This window comes from Halobaculum rarum (genome assembly GCF_040025155.1).
Lineage (GTDB): Archaea > Halobacteriota > Halobacteria > Halobacteriales > Haloferacaceae > Halobaculum > Halobaculum rarum.
The window spans coordinates 1,021,982-1,039,615 of record NZ_CP157275.1 but is presented as its reverse complement, the minus strand read 5'-3'; the positions used below and the strand labels follow the sequence as shown (position 1 = coordinate 1,039,615).

Here is a 17,634-nt window from a genome sequence, read left to right as displayed (position 1 = left end):
CTTTCCGCGCCCCCCGCCCAGCGCGACGTATGAGCATGAAGCAGGCCATCGTCGTCCGCACCGACCTGGGGATGGGGACGGGGAAGCTGGCCGCGCAAGTCGCGCACGCGTCGCTGTCGGCGTACGAGGACACCGGCTCGAAAACTCGCAAGGCGTGGAAGGGCGAGGGCCAGAAGAAGGTCGTCCTCAAGGCCGCCGGCGAGTCGCAGATCTTCGAGTTGGCCGACCGCGCCGAGCGCGAGGGGCTCCCGAACGCGGTCATCCGCGACGCCGGGCACACCCAACTCGACCCCGGAACCGTCACGACGCTGGCGGTGGGCCCCGGCGACGAGGCCATCGTCGACAAGGTGACCGGCGACCTCTCGCTGTACTGATGCGGGAGGCTCACCCCCGCGAGCGAGCTACCGGCGTGGACTACTACGTCAGCGACGCGGACGGCATCGGCGGCCGCCTGCGTGTCGCCCCCGAGGACTTCCGGGTCCGCGAGCGCGAGCGGATGGACCCCGAACCGCTCGACGCGCACGCGGGCTCGTACCCGTTCCTCCTCCTGCGCGCGACCCTCCGACGCTGGGACACCAACGACTTCGCGAGCGCCCTCTCGAAAGCGATGGGCGCCAGCCGCGAGCGCGTCTCGTGGGCCGGCACGAAGGACAAACACGCGGTCACGACCCAGTTGTTCACGGTTCGCGACGCCGAGTCCGAGGAGATACCGGATCTCGACGGCGCTGAGATCGAGGTCCTCGGCCGCGTCGGGCGCGACCTCACGTTCGGCGACCTCGCGGGCAACGAGTTCGCGATCCGCGTGCGCGAGACGGAGGGCGACGCCGACCCGATCACCCGCGACCTGCGGGCGTTCGCCGCCGGCGACGACGCGGCGGATGCCGAACTCCCCGACGGTGACACGTCGGTCGAGGTCGCGGTTCCGAACTACTTCGGCCATCAGCGCTTCGGGAGCCACCGCCCGATCACCCACGAGGTCGGCCTCGCGGCGATCCGCGACGACTGGCGCGGCGCGGTGCTCGCGTACTGCGGCAACCCCTACGACACCGAACCCGAGGACTCCCAGCGCGCACGCGAGGTCGTCGAGGACCAGGCCGACGCGGACAGCCCCGACTGGAGCGCCGCGCTCGATGCGATGCCGGGCCGCCTGCGCTACGAGCGCTCGATGCTCCACCGGCTCGACGAGGGCGCCGACTGGCGCGAGGCGCTTGAGGCGGTGCCGTCGAACCTCCAGCGGCTGTTCGTCAACGCCGCGCAGTCGTACGTGTTCAACCGGATTCTCAGTGAACGCCTGCGGCGCGGGCTGCCGTTCACGCGCCCCGTCGCGGGCGACGTGGTCGCGTTCGTCGAGCGCGACGTGCCGTTCCCGAAGCCCGACATGGACCGGCTCCAGCGGGCGACCGAGGGTCGCGTCGACACGCTCGCGCGCCACTGCGAGCGCGGGCGGGCGTTCGTCACCGCACCGCTCGTGGGAACCGAGACGGAACTCGGGGACGACGAGCCGGGCGAGATCGAACGCGAGGTCCTGCGAGAGCTGGATGTCGAACCGGGGGACTTCGAACTGCCCGGCGAGTTCGCCTCGAGCGGTACCCGCCGGGCGGTGGCGCTTCCGACCGATCTGACTGTTTCCGAGGAGGAGGGGGACCCGGTGTTCGAGTTCGCGCTGCCGTCCGGCTCGTACGCGACGGTCCTGTTGCGGGAGTATCTGAAGTGTGATCCGGAGCGACTGTAGCGGTCGGGCCTCGGTCGCCCAGGTGCGTCGCCGGCGGCGACGCGTCCGTTTCCGCCCGGCCGGAGTCGCGATCGGTGTTCAAATGCCGCCGGCGGAAACGGATCGGTAGGCGGAACTACCGTGAGCGACTCGAAGACGGAACAGACCGAGACGGGGGAACAGACGTCGACGCGAAGCGTCCTCGATTCGCTGATCGAGAGCGGCGTCCACGAGATGAACCGCGAGCGGTTCGGGCTGTTGCTCTCGGGCCTCTCGGCGGGGCTCGACATCGGATTCGGCCCGCTGCTGATGGCGGTGATACTCACGCTCTCTCCGGGTGGGTTCGGCGACCTCACGACGGAACTGCTGGTGGCGAGCGTCTACTCCATCGGCTTCATGCTCGTCATTCTGGGCCGATCGGAACTGTTCACCGAACACACCACGTTGGCGGTGATCCCCGTTCTCGACGGGCAGGCGTCGGTCCGGCAGTTGCTCCGGCTGTGGGGACTGGTGTACCTCGGAAACATCGTCGGGGGATTCCTGTTCACGCTGCTGGCGGTCCAGTTGATGCCGGGACTCGGCGTCGTCTCGCCGGAAGCGTTCGAAGCGATCGCGCTCAAACTGGTCTCCCACGACCTCCAGTGGCTCCTCGTCGCCGGGGTCTTCGCGGGCTGGTTGATGGGGCTGCTGGCGTGGCTGATCGCGGCAGCACAGGAGACGGTGAGCCGGCTGATCATCATCTTCGTCGTCACCGGTACGATCGGGATCCTCCACCTCCCCCACTCGATCGCGGGCAACGTGGAGGTGCTGTTCGGCCTGTTCATGTCGCCGATGATCTCGCCGGCTGACTACCTCGTGTTCCTCGTCCTGGCGACGGTCGGGAACGCCCTCGGTGGAGGAATATTCGTCGCGCTGCTGAAGTACGGACACGTCGTTCGCGGGGGCGGCTGACGGAGCGAACGGAACGGGTCGGTCACGGTCGAGGAGGGCGACCGACTCAGCTGTTCCCCAGCGACGCCGGTCGAGGGGTCACGTACGGGAGCGCGGCCGTCAGGTGGTACGTCGCCTTCCGGAGGGACCCCTTCGCGTACTGCCGGGTGCTCCGGTGGATCGGGGTCCGCCTGCCCCGGAGGTCGGTGTCGCCGGCGCGGATCGCCTCCACCACGGTTGAGGCGTCGATCGTCTCGGGGGACGTCTCCGAGTCGACCGACGGGAGGGTGATCTCGGTGTAAGCCCGGCCCACGTGTCTGATGGAGTGGGCGTCGCTGGCGCCGAGCATCGGGTACTCACCGCGGGCCGCGAACGTCCGCGCCCGGCGGTTGCGGTAGCCCGTGAACACCATCGAGTTGTACACCTCGATCCCGTCGCACTCGCCGAGGTTCCGCTTGCGGACGCCGTGTCGACTGCGCTGGAACGGGTGCGGGACGACCGCGACGCCGCCGTCGTCGCGGACCCGCTCGACCGTCTCCTCGAACGGCAGTCCCCGTGGGGGACACTCCGTGACGCCGATCGCGAGCAGATGGCCGGCCGCGGTCGATACCTCGACACCCGGAATCCCGACGAGGCCGTACTCGTCGGCGATCTCCGCCGCGTGCAGCGACTCCTCGATGGCGTCGTGGTCCGTCACGACGACGCCGTCGAGCCCGATGTCGGCCGCGTGTTCGAGGACGAGCTCGACGGGGTCGTGGCCGTCGTAGGAGCCGTCGGAGTGGACGTGGGGATCGACGCGGAGTACCGCGCCTTGTTCGCTCATCGGCGGGGCTTCGAACTCCGAGCGAGAAAACGTATTGGTCGACGGACGGCATTCGGCGACAGTCTGCGGCGCCCCGCGGCGGCCCCTGGCGGCCCCCGGCGCCCCGCGGCGCCCGTCGGTACCCCGGAGTGTTTTTTGTCGGCTCCGCGAACAGGTCCCATGGCACGCCAGTCAGTCGCGCGAGAGGGGGGACAATGAACGCCACGGCGATCGACCACTTCGTGCTCACCGTCTCGGACGTGAGCGCGAGCTGTGACTTCTACGAGTCGCTGGGGGCGGAGGTCGTGACGTTCGGCGACGACCGGAAGGCCGTCCGGTTCGGCGACCAGAAGATCAACCTCCACCCGACCGACGGTGACGTGACGCCGGTCGCGTCGGAGCCGACGGTCGGCGCCGGCGACTTCTGCCTGCTGACGGAGACGCCGATCGAGACCGTCGAGGCCGACCTGCGCGAGCGCGGGATCGAGATCGTCGAGGGGCCGATCGAACGAACCGGCGCGGTGGCGCCGATCACGTCGGTGTACGTCCGCGACCCCGACGGCAACCTCGTCGAGATCGCGACGACGTGAGCGCTCGGGCGACGGGGCGAACGGACGCGCTTATCCGGTCGCCGACCGTTTCCCCGACATGAACTGTCGGCGGTGCGGCTCGTCCCTCCGCAAGCCCGGGGACTACTGTCTCGGGTGCGACACCGCCAACTGCGAGAGCGTCGTGATCGACTTCGGGGCCGACCGCGCGACGCTCACGATGCTCGGCTTCGAACCCGAGCACCCGCCCGACGACTTCGACCCCGAATCGCTGGTGCTCGGCGAGACGACGATCACGACCGTTTCCGACGACGGCGAACGCACCGCGTCGGTGCAGCTTCGGAACTTCGCCGGCCGTGTCGCCGACGAGGTGCGCCGCAAGCGACCGGGGACGGTGTACGCCGCCGGCGAGCGCGGCCCGCTTCGCGAGGCCCGCGCGCAACTGCACTACGAGTTCTACCGCGTCCCCGACGACGACCCCGTCGGCGCCGTGCTCGCCCGCCGCGGGGAGCCGGCGCTGGAGGTGGTCGACGCCCCGCCGGAGGCGAAGATCGGCGGCTCGCACTCGACGCTCATCGGCAAGCGGACCGGGATGAAGGCGATCCTCACGGCCGCCGAGCACCCCCACGTCAAGAAGGTGATCCCGGGACCCATCGACGCCGGCGGCTCCGGGTCGCGAACGGGCCTGCGCGCGAAGGTGACGCGAGCCGACGAACACGGGAACGTTCGGATGCTCCTGCGCGACGGGTCGAGCGTGCAGGAGAACCGCGTCGTCACGACCGCCGGCGACCGGGAGACGGGCGAGCGCGTCCGCGACGACCTGAACGAGGTGCTGCAGGAGTCGGGGTTCGGGGAGGACGGCGATCGATAGGGTCAGACGGTGCCCTGATCGCCGGCGAGGCCGTGATCGTCGGCCTCGGGACGGGGGTCGGCGCGCTCGTACAGCGCGTGGAGGGTGAACGAGACGTTGCGCTTGCGGCAGCTGTCGCGGTACGTCGCCAGCGCCTCGCGGTCGGGGAACTGGACGCGGAAGTCCCACCCGGTGTGGTCGCCGCTCGCGGACACCGGGCGGGCGCCGGTGTCGGCGAACACGTGAGAGGCGGTCCGCTGTGTCGTCTCGGGCGCGAGCGTCGCCCGGTAGAACCGGAAGTCCGGTCCCTCGCCCAGCACGCGGACGTCCTCGACGGAGTCGTCGTTGCCGAGGGCGTTCTCGAAGCGGGTCAGATCCTCGCCGCGGGCGAAGAACTCGATGCGCGTGGTGTCTCCTTCGACCGTCCGCTCGAGGTCGGCCGTCACCTCGGGGGCGGCCGCGAGCGCGTCACGGAGGACTGGGGTCGACAGCGTGAATTCGGCGATGAGCATTCCGGCGGTCTCCTACGATCGTACCGACCAGCCACGGAGATAAATGTGTGCCACGCGGTGACTGGGCGCTCCTGAGTCGACCCGTGCGATCTGGCTCCGTCGTGGCGCGAGGAACGGACGGGGTCGGGGTTCGACGTGACGGGCGGAATTCGCGGGGTTTTTGACGCCCAACGGCGAAGTCGCGTTCATATGGCTGAACAGACGAAGGCGCGGAAGGTCGGCAGCGCCGGCCGCTTCGGCGCGCGATACGGGCGTGTCGCCCGCAAGCGCGTGTCGGACATCGAGTCGGAGATGGAGAACGCGACGGTCGACGGCGACTCCGTCAAGCGCCTCGGGACGGGCGTGTGGGTCAACAAGGAGACCGGCGAGACGTTCACCGGCGGCGCCTACCGGCCGGAGACGCCCGGCGGCCGCTCGGTCCGCCGCAGCATCCGCGCCGCGCTCGAAGACGAGAGCGACGACGAGTAACCACCAGCGACCCCTCTCACACAGATGAGCTACAAGTGTTCCCGGTGCAAGCGCGACGTCGAGCTCGACGAGTACGGCGGCGTGCGTTGCCCGTACTGCGGACACCGCGTGCTCCTCAAGGAGCGCGCGCCCGACGTGAAGGAAGTCAAGGTCAACTGATCCGGGCGCCGTGCCCGTGTCCGACGCGTTCGACCACCGCGCGGTTCTTCGCTTTCCGTATCCCCACGAGCGACGCGCTCGCGTCGTTCACGAGGCGATCGGCGTCGAGGTCGGCGGGATCGACGACGATCGATCGGCGGCGGCCGTCGACCGCGCGGGCGACACCGTCGAGGTGACCGTCCGCGCGCGCGACCTCGTCGCGCTCCGGGCGGGCGTCAACACCTGGACCCGACTCGTCGAGACGGCCGAGACGGTGGCAGCGATGGCGGAGCAGTAGGTGATCGCTTCGGTCTCGTGAGCGCACAAAATCGCTTTACGATTTGTGACCGCCGTTGTCCGGGACGCTTCCCTTGTGGGCGGAGCGGCCCAGAGACCGCTCCGCTGCTCACGAGGCGCTCAGTCGCTCGCTTCGCTCGCTCCTTCACGCCTCGCTCCCAATGACCGGGCTTTTCACCCCGAAGCCCGACCGTCGGTGTATGCAGGGTAATCTGCCGCCGGAAGCACAAGAGAAGATCGAGGAACTGCAGGACCTGCAGGAGCAGGCCCAGCAGCTCGCCGAGCAGAAACAGTCCACGCAGACCTCGCTGACGGAGGCGCAGTCCGCGCTGGACGCGATGGACGACATCGACGAGGACTCGACGATGTACCGAGAGATCGGCGAGATCCTCGTCGAGACCGACTACGAGACCGCCTACGACGACCTCGAGGAGAAGGTCGACACGCTGGGAATGCGCGCCGAGCGCTTCGACTCCCAAGAGGAGAAGGTCCAGCAGCAGTTCGAGGAGCTCCAGGAGGAGCTTCAGCAGATGCTGCAGGGCGGCGCGGGCGGCGGCCCGGCGGGCATGGGCCCCGGCGGTCCCGGCGCCGGCGGCGCGTAAGCCGTGAGCGACGACCGCCCCGAGCCGACCGACGAGGAGGTCGTCGAGACCGCCTCCGAGGCGGCCGAAGGGGTCGTGCTCGCGCGGTACCGGCAGTCCGATCTCCGCGACTTCGACGTGACCGTCTCGTTCGAGGACGGCGTGCTCGACGTGGACGTGTACGTCAACCCGCCGGCCGACGCCGAGGCGGACGCGGACGAGGTGGCCGAGGAAGCCGTTCACGCGGCCCGCGACGCCGTCGACGAACTGTTCGGTGTCGCGTAACGCGGCCGTTCGCGGCTCGATCGCTCCGGCTTTTTCTGGTAGCCAACTGGTACGAACGCTCAATCCCACCCGAGCGGTGTGTTACCACATGGCAGCTCGACGAACCGCCGGCGCGACCGCGCTCGACGTGTACCGCGACCGCCTCCGCGAGACACCCACCTGTCCGGAGTGCGGCTACACCGACGACGGCGGTGACTGGCGGACCGCCTACCGCGAACGGCGGCTCGTCTACCGGCACAGCTGTCCGCGCTGTGCGGCGGTCGACACGCGCGTGCTCCGGTTCGACGGCGCGAGGTAGCGATCGCGGACGAGTCGAGCGATCCGCTCGATCGCCGAACCGGCCGCTGACCGCCTCCGTGCCTGTCTCGCAGCGATAGTAACGCTTACGCGCGGTTCCCTCCTAGAGCGATCGTGACACTTGCAGGCGACTCCCCGTCACGCGGCGTCCTCCTGATCACGGTCGACTCGCTGCGTGCCGACGCACTCGGCCCCCATACGCCGACGCTTCGCGAGCTGGCTCGCCGCGGGACGGCGTTCGAAACCGCCGTCGCGGGCGGCAACTGGACGCCGTTCTCGTTCCCGGACCTCCTCGGTGCCCGCCCCGTCTTCGCCGACGCATCGACGCCGGGCCCCGCTTCGGACCCGACGCTCGCGGAGGCGCTGTCGGCGGCGGGCGTGCGTACCGCCGGCGTCAACGCCGGGAACGGCTTTCTGACGGAGTACTACGGCTACGACCGTGGGTTCGACACGTTCGAGTCGTTCCTCGACGGCGCTCGCACGCCGGTCGGCCGGTTCCTCGCGACGCACCCGACGGTCAACGGCTGGGTGCAGTACCTCGGCTGGCCGCTCGGCAGCGCCGCCGCGAAACTGCGTGGGCACGAGCGACGCCACGCGGTCGACACCTCCCACCTCCACGCGCTCGAACGTCGAGCGCTCGACGCCGTCGACGACGCCGCGGCCGACGACGAGCGGCCGTTCTTCCTGTGGCTCCACTACATGGACACCCACACGCCGTACGTCCCCGCGCCGCGACACGTTCGCGCGGTCACCGACGGCGAGGTCGGGTCGTTCCAGACGCTGCTGGGACACCTCCGTGCCGGACTCGGGAAGGAGGTCGACGAGGGGACGCTCCGTACGCTGCGGGCGCTGTACGACGCCGCCGCCCGGCAGGTGGACGAGTCCGTCGAGCGCGTCCTCGAGGAGCTCTCGGCGGCGGGTCTGCGCGAGGAGACCACCGTGATACTGGCGGGCGACCACGGCGAGGAGTTCCTCGACCACGGTCACCTCGCGCACTACCCGAAGCTGTACGACGAACTCGTGCGCGTCCCGTTCGTCGTCGACCATCCCGGCGCGCCCGCCCGACGCGAGTCGGCGCCGGTGCCGCTGCGGGACATCCCGCCGACTGTCTGCGACGCGCTGGGGCTCGAACCGCCGACGGCGTTCGCCGGCGAGAGCCTCCTCCCGACGGTGACGGAGGCGACCCCGCCGGAGCGCGGCCCGGTCACCTCGATCGCCCTGCGGGGCGAGTCGGTGACGAGCCAGCCCATTCCCCGCCGCCTCGGCGACGGCACGCCGCTCGTCTCGGCCCGCACCGAGGAGTGGACGTACATCCGCGAGCCGGACGGCGAGGTCCGCGTGTTCGATCGGGAGCGCGACCCCGGAGAGCACGAACCGGTCGGACGCGACGCGGTTCCGCGCGAGACGCGGCGGTCGCTCGAACGCGCGGCGGACGACCGCCTCGCGCTCCTCTCCGACGCTAGTGACGCCGCCGGCGACGACGGGGGCGACGGCGACGAGGTACCCGACGAGATCGGACGCCGCCTCGACGCGCTCGGCTACCGCTGACCCCTGGCCGCCGACGCGTCGTAGTTTTCACGCCTATCGACCCGAACGTATTTGTACGAACCCGAGACAGCGGGAGTATGGTCGAGGCGTTCGCGGTGGCGAGCGGGAAGGGTGGCACCGGCAAGACCACCACGACGCTCGCGCTCGGGATGGCGCTCGCACAGCGGTACGACGTGACCGTCGTCGACGCCGACACGGGCATGGCGAACCTCCTGTTTCACGCCGGGCTCGCGGACGCCCCCGTCACCCTTCAGGATCTCCTTGCGCCCGACGCGCGCGGCCCCGACGGGGCTGCGGTCGACGTGGTCGACGCCTGCTATGACCGCCACGGGATGCGCGTCGTCCCCTGTGGCACCAGCCTCGCCGGGTTCGAGCGGTCGGACCCGGCTCGCCTGCGGGAGGTCGTCGCCGAACTCGCCGCCGACACGGACGTGCTCCTCCTGGACTCGCCGGCGACGCTCGCCTCGAAGTCCGCCGTCCTCCCGATCGTCCTCGCCGACCGCGTGGTCGTCGTCACCCAGCCCACGATCCCCTCGCTCTCGGACGCGCTGAAGGTGCAGGAGTACGCCGCCTCCTACGGGACGGGGATCGCGGGCGTCCTGTTCAACAAGGTCCGCGGCGACCTCGGCTCGGTCGGCGCGCAGGCCGAGCGCTACTTCGAGGGACCGACGCTCGGCTCGGTCCCCGACAGCGACGCGGCCCGGTCGGCTCGCGACGCCGGCGAGCCGCTGTTGGCGCACGCACCCGACAGCGACGCCGCCGGGGCGTACCGCGCGGCCGCCGCCGGGATCGAACCCGAGCCGAAGGCCGCCGGCGACGTGGCCGACCGGTTCCGGAGCGCGGTCGTCCCCGAGCGGCCATGACCGGCGGATCGACGCCCCCCGCGGCCGCGCCGGTCCACGGGCGACTCCCCCGCGGCGATCTCGTCGGCGCCCGCGTCGCCACCGACTTCGCCGCGCCGCTGGCGGCGTCGCTCGACGACGAACTCACCGGCTACCTCCGGCTCGAACCCGGGGACGCGCTGCTCGGCGCCGGCGGGAGCGAGGCCGTCCTCACGCTGGTGTCCGGAGTGCCGGTGCTGGCGTACGACGCCGGCGGCGACGCCGAGGGTCCGGCGGCGCTGGCGGCGCTGGCGGGGGCGACGCCCGTCCGGGTGGAGCGCTACCGGCTCCCCGCGGACGCGCTGGACCCGCTCCACGACCCGGAGACCGACGGGAGCGAGCCGTTCCGCGTCGCGCCCGGAGCGCCCGCACGGGAACTCGCGGGCGACGACGCCCTCGCCGAGCGGACCCGCGAGGCCGCGCCGGCGGACCGCCGCGCCGCCGGCGGCGACCACGACGCGCTGGCGGCGTTCCTCGCGGACGAGGAGCGCGTCGAGGCGGTTCGACGGGAGGCCAGAGCGGAGGCGCGGGCCCGCGCCGACGAGTGGGGACTCGACGATCAGCTCGCGGAGTGACCGAGCGAGCTACAGTCACCGGGGTTCTGTATCCGGCAGTGACGCTGCTTCGACTGTTGGCCGCCCGCGAGGTCGCGGACTTCGCCGAGTGGTACCGCGCGGGCGCCGAGTACACCGACCGCGTCGCCGACGGGATGGGATTCGATCGCACCGGCGCGGACGCGACGGGCGCGGACCCGGTCGCCGAGCCGGCGGGGACGGTCGCGGCGCTGCGCGAGGGGAGAACGGATCTCCCGCCGGAGACCGCGCGGGTCGTCGCCGCGACGTATCTCGGCGACGCCGCGTTCGGCCGGCCGTTTCTGGCGTACACGCCGCGGTGGTACCGTATCGCGCTGGCCGCGCCGGTCGCGCTGGCTGCGCGTCGCCTCCGGCGGATCGCCGCCCCGTTTCGCGAGCGGGTCGCCGCCGGTAGCGACGATGGAAACGGGACGGTGTGCTCGGGGTCGCCGCCTGAGCCCGCGTACACCGCTCCCTCGGATCTCGCGATCGACGGCGACGCGGTCGCCGCGGTGCGCGACGCCGGCGGGTTCGAGGCGTTCGAGCGGTCGTTCGTGCTCGCGGACGCCGTGTTGCACACCGAGTGGTTCGCGCACGTCGCCGACGCCGCCGGGATCGCGGTGCCCGTGGACCTGGTCGACCGCACGCTCCGCGAGTCCGCCGCCTACTACACCGGCGGCCGCGAGTCGCTTTCCCCCGACGTACGGCGGTTCCAGCGCCTGCTGTTCCTCGACGACGCCTGGGTCAGAGACATCGACGCGAGCTACCGGCTGAACTCGGCGCTGTTCGGCGTGTGGGAGCGGGTTCTCCGAGAGGAACGGCGTCGACTCGACCGCGATAGTCGGGAGTGACTGTGGCCGGGGGGTGGCTGCGGTCGGGAGCGGGCGGGGACCAATAGGGACCGAACGGGACCGAGAGTCGGCAGTCGTCGGGTCAGCGCCCGGCCGGTTCGCTTGCGCCGGTCGCATCGGTCGCGTATCCGCGACCGAGCGCCAGCGCGGCTACGTGGGCGAGAACCAGGGCGGCGACGAGGAGGGGCCGTGTCGAGGTGGCGCCGGAGGCGAGCGCCGGGAGATACGCCAGCGGGAGGAGGGCGGCCAGCCAGAAGGCGATCGCCTCGGCGGCGCGTGCGGCCCCGTCGAGCGCCGCGGTGGCGGAGGCGATCGTTCGGCGGGCGAACTGTGGCGCCGACACGTCGTCGGCGTCGGGGACGGAAACGGAGGGTGTTCGGTCGGTCGTGGACATGGGTCGGGCGTATTCAACGCATGGACTCGCGACCACCTATACCCGCCAGACCGTTGACGGCGCTTCGCTCGATTCACGGAGCGTTCACGACCGTTCGCGGTTCGGATCCGGGGCCGTCGGCACCGTTCATGACTGTTCCTTAGCGCTCGAGACGATTTATCCGGGCTGCTCGGAAGGTTATATGGGATCCTAACTTCGTTCCGATATTTGTGACAACGACCCACGCGACTCGTGGGGTCGAACCGCACGCTTTCCGGCGATGTCCGCCGCGAGCCGAGGGCTTTGGACGGCCGGGATGTTTCGGTTCGTATGAACGTCCCCTCCGCGCGCCGCCCCCGCGTCGATCGCGGGACGGCGCTGGTCGGACTCGCGGCGGTCACGCGAGTCACCGCGGGGACCCTCCTCGGCACGTCGCTGGCGGTCCACGTCGGGCGCACCGGGTCGGCGCTCGAGGTGTCCCTGCTCGCGACCGCCTTCTCGCTGGGTATCATCCTGTTCGCGCCCGTCTGGGGCGCGTTCGCGGACGTAACCGGCCGCAGGAAGTTGCTCCTCGTCGGTACCGGCCTCGGCGCGACGCTCGCGCTCACGCCGCTGTTCGCGGTCGACGCGGTCGCGAACGCCGCCTCGGCGGTGCTTCCCGTCGCCGTCGAGCCCGTGTGGATACAGGTGCTCGTGCGCGGGCTGTACGCCGTCTTCATTGCCGGCTTCAGCCCGCTGATGTTGACGGTCGCCTCCGAGCGCGGCGGCCCGGCCGGTCGCGGGAAGTCGGTCGGCGCGTACAACGCCTTCACCGCCGCCGGTGCCGGAACCGGACAGTTCGCCGCGGGCCTCGTGCTCGGGGCGCTCGTCCCCGGCGACGTGTACGTCGTCGTCGCGGGCGTGTCGCTGCTGGCGACCGCCGCCGTCGCCTTCGTCGATCCCGGGGACACGACCCCGGATCCGGACGCGGAGTCGCTCCCGCGGGAGATCCGCTCGCGGCTGCTCCCCGCCGCCGGCGAGCGCGGCCACCTCTCGACGAACGGGCTCGGGTGGCTCTACCTCGGCTTATCGGCCCGGCAGGCGACCGTCTCCGGCGTCGGCGCGCTCATGCCCGTCTACATCGTGACGACGCTCGGGCTCCCGGAGGCGTGGATGGGCGCGGTGCTGGCGTTCAATCCCGTCTCGCAGACCGCGCTGATGTACTACCTCGGTGGCGTCGTCGACGATCGCGGGCGTAAGCCGATGATCACGCTCGGGATGGCGGGGTCGGCCGTCTTCGGCCTGGTCGCGGCGGCGGCGGTGCTGGTGCCGGGCGGCGTCGCCGCGGCCGGCGTCGTCGCCCTCGGCTACGTCACGCTCGCGGTGGCGTTCTCGGCGATGTGGACCGGCTCGGTCGCGTTCGTCGCGGACGTGGCGCCCGAGAACCGCGAGTCCGAGCTGATGGGGCTGGCCTCGACCGCGCGGTCGGTCGGCGGCGTCGTCGGCCCGCTGGGCGTGGGCGCGGTCGCGACGGTCGCGGGCTACCCGACGGCGTTCGTGGCCGCGTCGGTGCTCGCGCTGGGCGCGGCCGCGGTCGTCTCGCTGCGGGTAGCCGAGAGCCGGCCGGCAGTCGCGGATGCCGGCGTCGCGACCGGCGTCCCCGCGGACGACTGATGACCCGCCGGCCACGGGGTGCAGCCTCCGCCGTCGCGCCGCCGACCGATTTTTGCGCTTCCGGATCGACCGCCCGTTCATGCGAGACATCGACGGCGACGCGGTCGCGATCACGGGCGCGAGTTCCGGCATCGGCGCGGCGACGGCGCGGACGCTCGCGGCGGCGGGCGTCGACCTGGCGCTGGGCGCCAGACGCGAGGATCGACTGGCCGACCTCGCCGCGGAGTTGCGCGACGAGCACGGCGTCGCCGTGGAGGCGATCGCCGTCGACGTGACCGAACGCGAGCGCGTCGAGGCGTTCATCGAGGCCGCAGCGGAGGCGTTCGACGGGCTCGACGGCGTGGTCGTCAACGCGGGCGTCGGTCTCGACGGCGACCTCGACTCGATGTCGATGGACGACTACCGCACCATGATGAGCGTCAACGTCGACGGCGCGTTCCACACGGCGCGGGCGGCGCTCCCGCACCTTCGCGAGTCCGACGGGACGCTGGTGTTCGTCGCCAGCTTCGCCGGCGAGTACCCTCGCCCCGGCAACCCGGTGTACGCCGCGAGCAAGTGGTGGGTACGCGGGTTCGCACACAGCCTGGAGGGGAGCGTCGGCCCCGACGGCGTCGCCGTCAGCGTGGTCAACCCCACCGAGGTTCGCACGGAGTTCGCCAGCGAACAGGGCGAGCCCTTCGAGGAGCAGTTCGACTCCGGGGACGTGACGGACCCGGACGCCATCGCCGACGGGATCCGCTTCTGTCTCTCACAGGAGGGCACTGACACCGTGAGCGAACTGGACCTGTACCGCCGCGACAAGTTCGCCGGGTGGTAGGCTGACGGCGTCGACCTCAGAAGGTGATGATCTCGTAGTCGTCGTCGACGAGGCTCCGAATGCTCGGGTGCCCGTCGTGGTCGTCCAGCGTGACGAGCCCGGACTCCGCGACGGCGTCCTCGACGCCGAACGCCCCGGAGCAGTAGTCACAGACTGCGGTGTCGTCGCGAACTGACTGGTACAGCTCGTGGTAGTCGCTGTCCTCGTCCTCGAGCTCCGGGATCCACTGCGTCCCGGCGCCGTCGAAGATGAGCTCGAGCTCGTCGCCGTCGTTCTCGGCGAACTCCTTGGCCGCCTCCAGCCCGTTCGCGAGGCGACCGAGGTTTGAGTGTCCGTCCGTTCCTGCCAGAACGATGATGGCTGCGTTCGTCATGCGAAGTACGGTACCGCAAGCCGACGGGTAACTCGACTGTGGCCGTGCGGCGCCGGCGCGCTCGGGCAGTGTTTTTATGTATCTGGTCGCGCCGTCGAATCGAACGACCGTCCGCGTCGCGCCGGTCTCGAACCACGGCGGCGTACACAACCTTATTGTCACACGTTGTCAATACTCATGACATGGGGCTCGAATGCGCGATCTGGCTGGCCTGCACCGGCGCGGAGGCGGTCGTCCGCGCGAGCGACGCGTCGCCGCCGCGGTCGTTCCGCAACCGACCGGTCTGTCGGACGTGTCTCGAGGCGCTCGAGGCGGACCCGACCGTCGCTGTGGAGATCGCCGAACGGTTCTCCGCGCGACCCGCCTGAACGCTCCAGGTCGTCGCGGGGATCGCGGTCGATGTACCCCGGCGAGCCGACGCGAACTCCGATCGGTCGCCGTTGAACTCCCGTGCGGAACGCGTGATCGCCGTCCGATTCAGGCGTCGTCGCCGTCGCCGTCGGCGTCGTCGCCCGCAGCATCGAGGAGCATCACCGCACAGCCCATCAGCGCGACGTTCTTGAGGAAGTTGATCTTGTTGCCCTGGCGCTCGCCGCCCTCCTGGTCCCAGAAGTCGTGGATAACGGGCGTCGTGCTCGCGAAGAACACCAGCAGCGCTCCGGCGGCGAGCCGCGGGAACCGCCACAGGAGGATCCCGACGTTTGCCACCAGCAGCATCCCGGTGGAGAACGGGACCATGACGTCGGGCATCGGGACACCCTTCTCCTCGGCGATCTCGACGCGCTTGTCGTTGTTTCGGAACCCGTCGATCGCCATGTACGCGAGGATCCCGCTGTACATGAGTCGGCCGAGCCGTGAGGGGGAGTCGATCGCCATCGTCAGATCGCCTCGATCCGGCTCACGTTCGTCTCCACGCGCCCGACGGTGTGATACTCGCCGTCGTCGTCGCGTCGGATGATCCGGCCCTCCACGTCGTCGCGGACGTCGGGCACGTCGAAGAGCCCGGAGCCGCACAGCACGTCGCCGTCGTGGACGGTCCACGTCTCGATCACTTCGTGGGGCTCGCCGGGGTACGGCACGCGCTCGAAGTCGCGCCCGAAGTTGGTCGACTCGAACAGCGCGGTCTCGTGCTCGTCGTTCACCCACGCCGGGGGCGCCTCCTCGCCGCCGCAGAAGATGACGGTGCCGTCGTGGACGAACACCCGGCGGATGTACGAGAAGTCGTTCCCGGTGTCGACTCGACTCCACGAGTCGCCGGCGTCGGTCGTCCGCCAGAGGCCGCCCTCGCCGACCGCGTGCCCCAGCCCGAGGTTCTCGAGATCGTGATCGAGATAGCCCGTCGCGGCGAGCCAGACGTCCTCGGAGATGGGGAGGATCTGGTGGATGTCGTCGACGATGGTGTCGCGGCGGTCGAGCCACGTCCGTCCGCCGTCCTCGCTCAGGTGGATCCCGCCGGCCTCGACGCCGGCGATGAGGCGCTCGGGGCGCCCCGGCACGGTTTCGAGGGAGCGCAGTCGCGCGTAGTGGGGGTCGATCGGCGACTCCCAGTGGCCCCGCGAGGGCAGGTCGCGAAAGCCCTTCAGCTCCGACCACGTCTCGCCCTCGTCGACCGAGCGGAACACGTACGGGTCGTTGGTGCCCGCGTACCACGATCCATCGCGGGTCGCCAGGATCGACCATACCTCGCTTTGGCCGGCGTGCCAGAAGCGGTCGCCCAGCGGGACGCCGAGATCGGTCCAGCTGTCGCCGCCGTCAGTCGACCGGAACGCGCCCGCCGACGACGCCACGAACACGCCCTCGGTGTGGTCGAACGTACGGACCGCGGTGACGACCCCACAGTCCAGTACCCGCTCCGGGTCGGCTCGCTCGAACGGAACGTCGTCGACGCGGTACAACCCCGCGTCGGTCCCGATCAACAGTGACATACCGGATGTCAACGCACCCCAGCTAATAAATATTTACCAAACTGTAAACCACTACGTGCCGCCGCGATCATCGTCGTTGCACCGGCGTCGGCGGTCCGCCGATCGGCGCCGAGCGCGCATCACTCCGCGCCGAAACCGCGCCGGTCGTCGCCGCCGGCGGATCGCGCACCCGCGAACCGGCCCGACTCCCAACGACGACCACTTCACGACCTACTCATGACCGACACCTACCCCACGACCCGCCCGACGGACGCGACGTACATAGACGAGGATATCGACCTCCCGACGGAGCTGTTGAACACCCCGTGGATCGACGGCCACAATCACGCACACACGCTCTCGTACGAGGACCGCGAGCGGTACGCCCTCTCGGGATGTGCGGGGATGGTGATGGTCTCGTCGGGCTACCACTGGACGCCGTACAAGCCCGTCCGGGCGTCGGACATCCGCTACCTCTGGGACGACGCGATCAACCGCCGCGCGGCCATCGAGCGCAACCACTTCTTCGAGGCGAAGCTCGGGCTCGGCGTCCACACCGGCGTCCGCATCGAGGACCCCGACGCGGTGCTGTCGGCGATGGACGAGTACTGCGAACTGGACGAGGTCGCGGTCGTCGGCGAGACCGGCGTCACCCCGAGCCAGCACGTCGAGGCGTGGGACCTGGACGAGCAGCGGGCCGTCGTCGAGGCGCAGATGGCGATCGCCGACGACCACGACCTCCCGGTGATCCTCCACACCCCGAACACGTCGCCGCCGGCGAAGCGCTCGTACCGTCCCGAACTCGGCACGCCGGGGTACGAGAAGAACCCCGGACTCGGGACCGAGCCGGTCATCGACGGCGACAACCCCGCGCTCGAGGCGGTGAAGATCGACGTGGCGGCGGCCCACGACGCCGGCCTCGCGGAAGATCGGGTGATCGCTTCCCACGCCGACGAGAACAACACGGCGTACCTGATGGAGGAGACGGACTGCTATCTCAGCTACACCATCGGCCACTCGTGGCTCGTTGGCGTCGACGCCGCGACCGTCGCGGACGCCATCGACGAGTACGGCCCCGAGCGGATCATGATCGACACCGACTGCGCGAACGTCCTCCGAACGGACCCGTACGCGATCAAGCGGGCGATGTTCGAGCTGTACCGCTACGGCATCGACACCGAGGACATCCGCACGGTCGTGTGGGAGAACCCGAAGCGCGTGCTCGGGTTCGACGAGTAGTCGA

Annotated in this window: 25 protein-coding genes; 19 read left to right on the top strand and 6 right to left on the bottom strand. The window is 70.7% G+C overall.

The features are described from left to right. Positions 1-35 precede the first annotated feature (35 nt). The 3 genes from pth2 (at position 36) to ABJD39_RS05515 (ending at position 2,662) form a co-directional block, all read left to right on the top strand. A complete protein-coding gene (pth2, locus tag ABJD39_RS05525; protein WP_348613709.1) occupies positions 36-374 on the top strand; it encodes a peptidyl-tRNA hydrolase Pth2 in 339 nt (112 codons plus the stop codon). Then, positions 374-1,732 carry a tRNA pseudouridine(13) synthase TruD gene (gene truD, locus ABJD39_RS05520; RefSeq protein WP_348612887.1) on the top strand — a complete coding sequence of 453 codons (1,359 nt, stop codon included), beginning with the start codon at positions 374-376 and terminating at the stop codon, positions 1,730-1,732. Before pth2 ends, truD begins: the two co-directional genes overlap by 1 nt. Positions 1,733-1,852: 120 nt before the next feature. Beyond that, on the top strand, positions 1,853-2,662 hold the full coding sequence (locus tag ABJD39_RS05515; RefSeq protein ID WP_348612885.1) for a formate/nitrite transporter family protein: 810 nt from the start codon (positions 1,853-1,855) through the stop codon (positions 2,660-2,662). 46 nt (positions 2,663-2,708) lie between these two features. On the opposite strand, the gene ABJD39_RS05510 is transcribed toward ABJD39_RS05515, so the two are convergent. Beyond that, positions 2,709-3,464 carry a PHP domain-containing protein gene (locus ABJD39_RS05510; protein WP_348612883.1) on the bottom strand — a complete coding sequence of 252 codons (756 nt, stop codon included), beginning with the start codon at positions 3,462-3,464 and terminating at the stop codon, positions 2,709-2,711. A 194-nt stretch (positions 3,465-3,658) separates the two neighbouring features. Between ABJD39_RS05510 and ABJD39_RS05505 the strand changes: the two genes are divergently transcribed. Together ABJD39_RS05505 and ABJD39_RS05500 are read left to right on the top strand one after the other, a co-directional pair. Then, on the top strand, positions 3,659-4,033 hold the full coding sequence (locus ABJD39_RS05505) for a VOC family protein (protein ID WP_348612881.1): 375 nt from the start codon (positions 3,659-3,661) through the stop codon (positions 4,031-4,033). Positions 4,034-4,091: 58 nt separating this feature from the next. Beyond that, entirely contained in the window at positions 4,092-4,862 is a 771-nt protein-coding gene (locus ABJD39_RS05500; RefSeq protein ID WP_348612879.1) for a DUF2103 domain-containing protein, read from the top strand. A gap of 2 nt (positions 4,863-4,864) precedes the next feature. On the opposite strand, the gene ABJD39_RS05495 is transcribed toward ABJD39_RS05500, so the two are convergent. Then, positions 4,865-5,353, bottom strand: coding sequence for a bacterio-opsin activator domain-containing protein (locus ABJD39_RS05495; protein WP_348612877.1), 489 nt, complete (start codon positions 5,351-5,353; stop codon positions 4,865-4,867). A gap of 189 nt (positions 5,354-5,542) precedes the next feature. On the opposite strand from ABJD39_RS05495, the gene ABJD39_RS05490 reads away from it, so the two are divergent. The 10 genes from ABJD39_RS05490 (at position 5,543) to ABJD39_RS05445 (ending at position 11,271) form a co-directional block, all read left to right on the top strand. Further along, complete coding sequence (locus ABJD39_RS05490) at positions 5,543-5,821, top strand: 50S ribosomal protein L37ae (protein WP_348612875.1); 279 nt, start codon at positions 5,543-5,545, stop codon at positions 5,819-5,821. 24 nt (positions 5,822-5,845) lie between these two features. Beyond that, positions 5,846-5,980: a DNA-directed RNA polymerase subunit P gene (locus ABJD39_RS05485; RefSeq protein ID WP_348612873.1), complete on the top strand. Its 135-nt coding sequence runs from the start codon at positions 5,846-5,848 to the stop codon at positions 5,978-5,980. 16 nt (positions 5,981-5,996) lie between these two features. Next, positions 5,997-6,257, top strand: coding sequence for a KEOPS complex subunit Pcc1 (locus ABJD39_RS05480; protein ID WP_348612871.1), 261 nt, complete (start codon positions 5,997-5,999; stop codon positions 6,255-6,257). Positions 6,258-6,456: 199 nt separating this feature from the next. Continuing rightward, positions 6,457-6,858: a prefoldin subunit beta gene (locus tag ABJD39_RS05475; protein WP_345778231.1), complete on the top strand. Its 402-nt coding sequence runs from the start codon at positions 6,457-6,459 to the stop codon at positions 6,856-6,858. A 3-nt stretch (positions 6,859-6,861) separates the two neighbouring features. Continuing rightward, entirely contained in the window at positions 6,862-7,122 is a 261-nt protein-coding gene (locus ABJD39_RS05470) for a DUF3194 domain-containing protein (protein ID WP_348612869.1), read from the top strand. Positions 7,123-7,210: 88 nt separating this feature from the next. Beyond that, on the top strand, positions 7,211-7,420 hold the full coding sequence (locus ABJD39_RS05465; protein ID WP_348612867.1) for an HVO_0649 family zinc finger protein: 210 nt from the start codon (positions 7,211-7,213) through the stop codon (positions 7,418-7,420). A 113-nt stretch (positions 7,421-7,533) separates the two neighbouring features. After that, entirely contained in the window at positions 7,534-8,967 is a 1,434-nt protein-coding gene (locus ABJD39_RS05460) for a sulfatase (protein WP_348612865.1), read from the top strand. A gap of 77 nt (positions 8,968-9,044) precedes the next feature. Further along, complete coding sequence (locus ABJD39_RS05455; RefSeq protein WP_348612863.1) at positions 9,045-9,830, top strand: P-loop NTPase; 786 nt, start codon at positions 9,045-9,047, stop codon at positions 9,828-9,830. Continuing rightward, entirely contained in the window at positions 9,827-10,423 is a 597-nt protein-coding gene (locus ABJD39_RS05450; RefSeq protein ID WP_348612861.1) for a hypothetical protein, read from the top strand. Before ABJD39_RS05455 ends, ABJD39_RS05450 begins: the two co-directional genes overlap by 4 nt. Before the next feature lie 38 nt (positions 10,424-10,461). Beyond that, positions 10,462-11,271 carry a hypothetical protein gene (locus ABJD39_RS05445; protein WP_348612859.1) on the top strand — a complete coding sequence of 270 codons (810 nt, stop codon included), beginning with the start codon at positions 10,462-10,464 and terminating at the stop codon, positions 11,269-11,271. Between the two features lie 82 nt (positions 11,272-11,353). Here ABJD39_RS05445 and ABJD39_RS05440 read toward each other — a convergent pair whose 3' ends face one another. After that, entirely contained in the window at positions 11,354-11,665 is a 312-nt protein-coding gene (locus ABJD39_RS05440) for a hypothetical protein (RefSeq protein WP_348612857.1), read from the bottom strand. 309 nt (positions 11,666-11,974) lie between these two features. Here ABJD39_RS05440 and ABJD39_RS05435 point away from each other — a divergent pair, with 309 nt between their 5' ends. Continuing rightward, positions 11,975-13,297: an MFS transporter gene (locus tag ABJD39_RS05435; RefSeq protein ID WP_348612855.1), complete on the top strand. Its 1,323-nt coding sequence runs from the start codon at positions 11,975-11,977 to the stop codon at positions 13,295-13,297. A 79-nt stretch (positions 13,298-13,376) separates the two neighbouring features. Beyond that, complete coding sequence (locus ABJD39_RS05430; RefSeq protein WP_348612853.1) at positions 13,377-14,114, top strand: SDR family oxidoreductase; 738 nt, start codon at positions 13,377-13,379, stop codon at positions 14,112-14,114. A gap of 16 nt (positions 14,115-14,130) precedes the next feature. Here the strand turns inward: ABJD39_RS05430 and ABJD39_RS05425 are convergent, their stop codons facing one another. After that, entirely contained in the window at positions 14,131-14,487 is a 357-nt protein-coding gene (locus ABJD39_RS05425; RefSeq protein WP_348612851.1) for a hypothetical protein, read from the bottom strand. 182 nt (positions 14,488-14,669) lie between these two features. On the opposite strand from ABJD39_RS05425, the gene ABJD39_RS05420 reads away from it, so the two are divergent. Further along, positions 14,670-14,855, top strand: a complete 186-nt coding sequence (locus ABJD39_RS05420; RefSeq protein WP_348612849.1) for a hypothetical protein — start codon at positions 14,670-14,672, stop codon at positions 14,853-14,855. Positions 14,856-14,964: 109 nt separating this feature from the next. Here ABJD39_RS05420 and ABJD39_RS05415 read toward each other — a convergent pair whose 3' ends face one another. Further along, positions 14,965-15,363: a DoxX family protein gene (locus ABJD39_RS05415; protein ID WP_348612847.1), complete on the bottom strand. Its 399-nt coding sequence runs from the start codon at positions 15,361-15,363 to the stop codon at positions 14,965-14,967. 2 nt (positions 15,364-15,365) lie between these two features. Next, on the bottom strand, positions 15,366-16,412 hold the full coding sequence (locus ABJD39_RS05410; protein ID WP_348612846.1) for a WD40/YVTN/BNR-like repeat-containing protein: 1,047 nt from the start codon (positions 16,410-16,412) through the stop codon (positions 15,366-15,368). Positions 16,413-16,628: 216 nt separating this feature from the next. Here ABJD39_RS05410 and ABJD39_RS05405 point away from each other — a divergent pair, with 216 nt between their 5' ends. After that, on the top strand, positions 16,629-17,630 hold the full coding sequence (locus ABJD39_RS05405) for a TatD family hydrolase (RefSeq protein WP_348612844.1): 1,002 nt from the start codon (positions 16,629-16,631) through the stop codon (positions 17,628-17,630). Positions 17,631-17,634: the final 4 nt, after the last annotated feature.

Coding starts and splice junctions, on each gene's coding strand:
- pth2 (WP_348613709.1), top strand. CDS start 36: ATGAAGCAGGCCATCGTCGTCCGCACCGACCTGGGGATGGGGACGGGG.
- truD (WP_348612887.1), top strand. CDS start 374: ATGCGGGAGGCTCACCCCCGCGAGCGAGCTACCGGCGTGGACTACTAC.
- ABJD39_RS05510 (WP_348612883.1), bottom strand. CDS start 3,464: ATGAGCGAACAAGGCGCGGTACTCCGCGTCGATCCCCACGTCCACTCC.
- ABJD39_RS05505 (WP_348612881.1), top strand. CDS start 3,659: ATGAACGCCACGGCGATCGACCACTTCGTGCTCACCGTCTCGGACGTG.
- ABJD39_RS05500 (WP_348612879.1), top strand. CDS start 4,092: ATGAACTGTCGGCGGTGCGGCTCGTCCCTCCGCAAGCCCGGGGACTAC.
- ABJD39_RS05495 (WP_348612877.1), bottom strand. CDS start 5,353: ATGCTCATCGCCGAATTCACGCTGTCGACCCCAGTCCTCCGTGACGCG.
- ABJD39_RS05490 (WP_348612875.1), top strand. CDS start 5,543: ATGGCTGAACAGACGAAGGCGCGGAAGGTCGGCAGCGCCGGCCGCTTC.
- ABJD39_RS05485 (WP_348612873.1), top strand. CDS start 5,846: ATGAGCTACAAGTGTTCCCGGTGCAAGCGCGACGTCGAGCTCGACGAG.
- ABJD39_RS05475 (WP_345778231.1), top strand. CDS start 6,457: ATGCAGGGTAATCTGCCGCCGGAAGCACAAGAGAAGATCGAGGAACTG.
- ABJD39_RS05465 (WP_348612867.1), top strand. CDS start 7,211: ATGGCAGCTCGACGAACCGCCGGCGCGACCGCGCTCGACGTGTACCGC.
- ABJD39_RS05455 (WP_348612863.1), top strand. CDS start 9,045: ATGGTCGAGGCGTTCGCGGTGGCGAGCGGGAAGGGTGGCACCGGCAAG.
- ABJD39_RS05450 (WP_348612861.1), top strand. CDS start 9,827: ATGACCGGCGGATCGACGCCCCCCGCGGCCGCGCCGGTCCACGGGCGA.
- ABJD39_RS05440 (WP_348612857.1), bottom strand. CDS start 11,665: ATGTCCACGACCGACCGAACACCCTCCGTTTCCGTCCCCGACGCCGAC.
- ABJD39_RS05435 (WP_348612855.1), top strand. CDS start 11,975: ATGAACGTCCCCTCCGCGCGCCGCCCCCGCGTCGATCGCGGGACGGCG.
- ABJD39_RS05430 (WP_348612853.1), top strand. CDS start 13,377: ATGCGAGACATCGACGGCGACGCGGTCGCGATCACGGGCGCGAGTTCC.
- ABJD39_RS05425 (WP_348612851.1), bottom strand. CDS start 14,487: ATGACGAACGCAGCCATCATCGTTCTGGCAGGAACGGACGGACACTCA.
- ABJD39_RS05420 (WP_348612849.1), top strand. CDS start 14,670: ATGGGGCTCGAATGCGCGATCTGGCTGGCCTGCACCGGCGCGGAGGCG.
- ABJD39_RS05415 (WP_348612847.1), bottom strand. CDS start 15,363: ATGGCGATCGACTCCCCCTCACGGCTCGGCCGACTCATGTACAGCGGG.
- ABJD39_RS05410 (WP_348612846.1), bottom strand. CDS start 16,412: ATGTCACTGTTGATCGGGACCGACGCGGGGTTGTACCGCGTCGACGAC.
- ABJD39_RS05405 (WP_348612844.1), top strand. CDS start 16,629: ATGACCGACACCTACCCCACGACCCGCCCGACGGACGCGACGTACATA.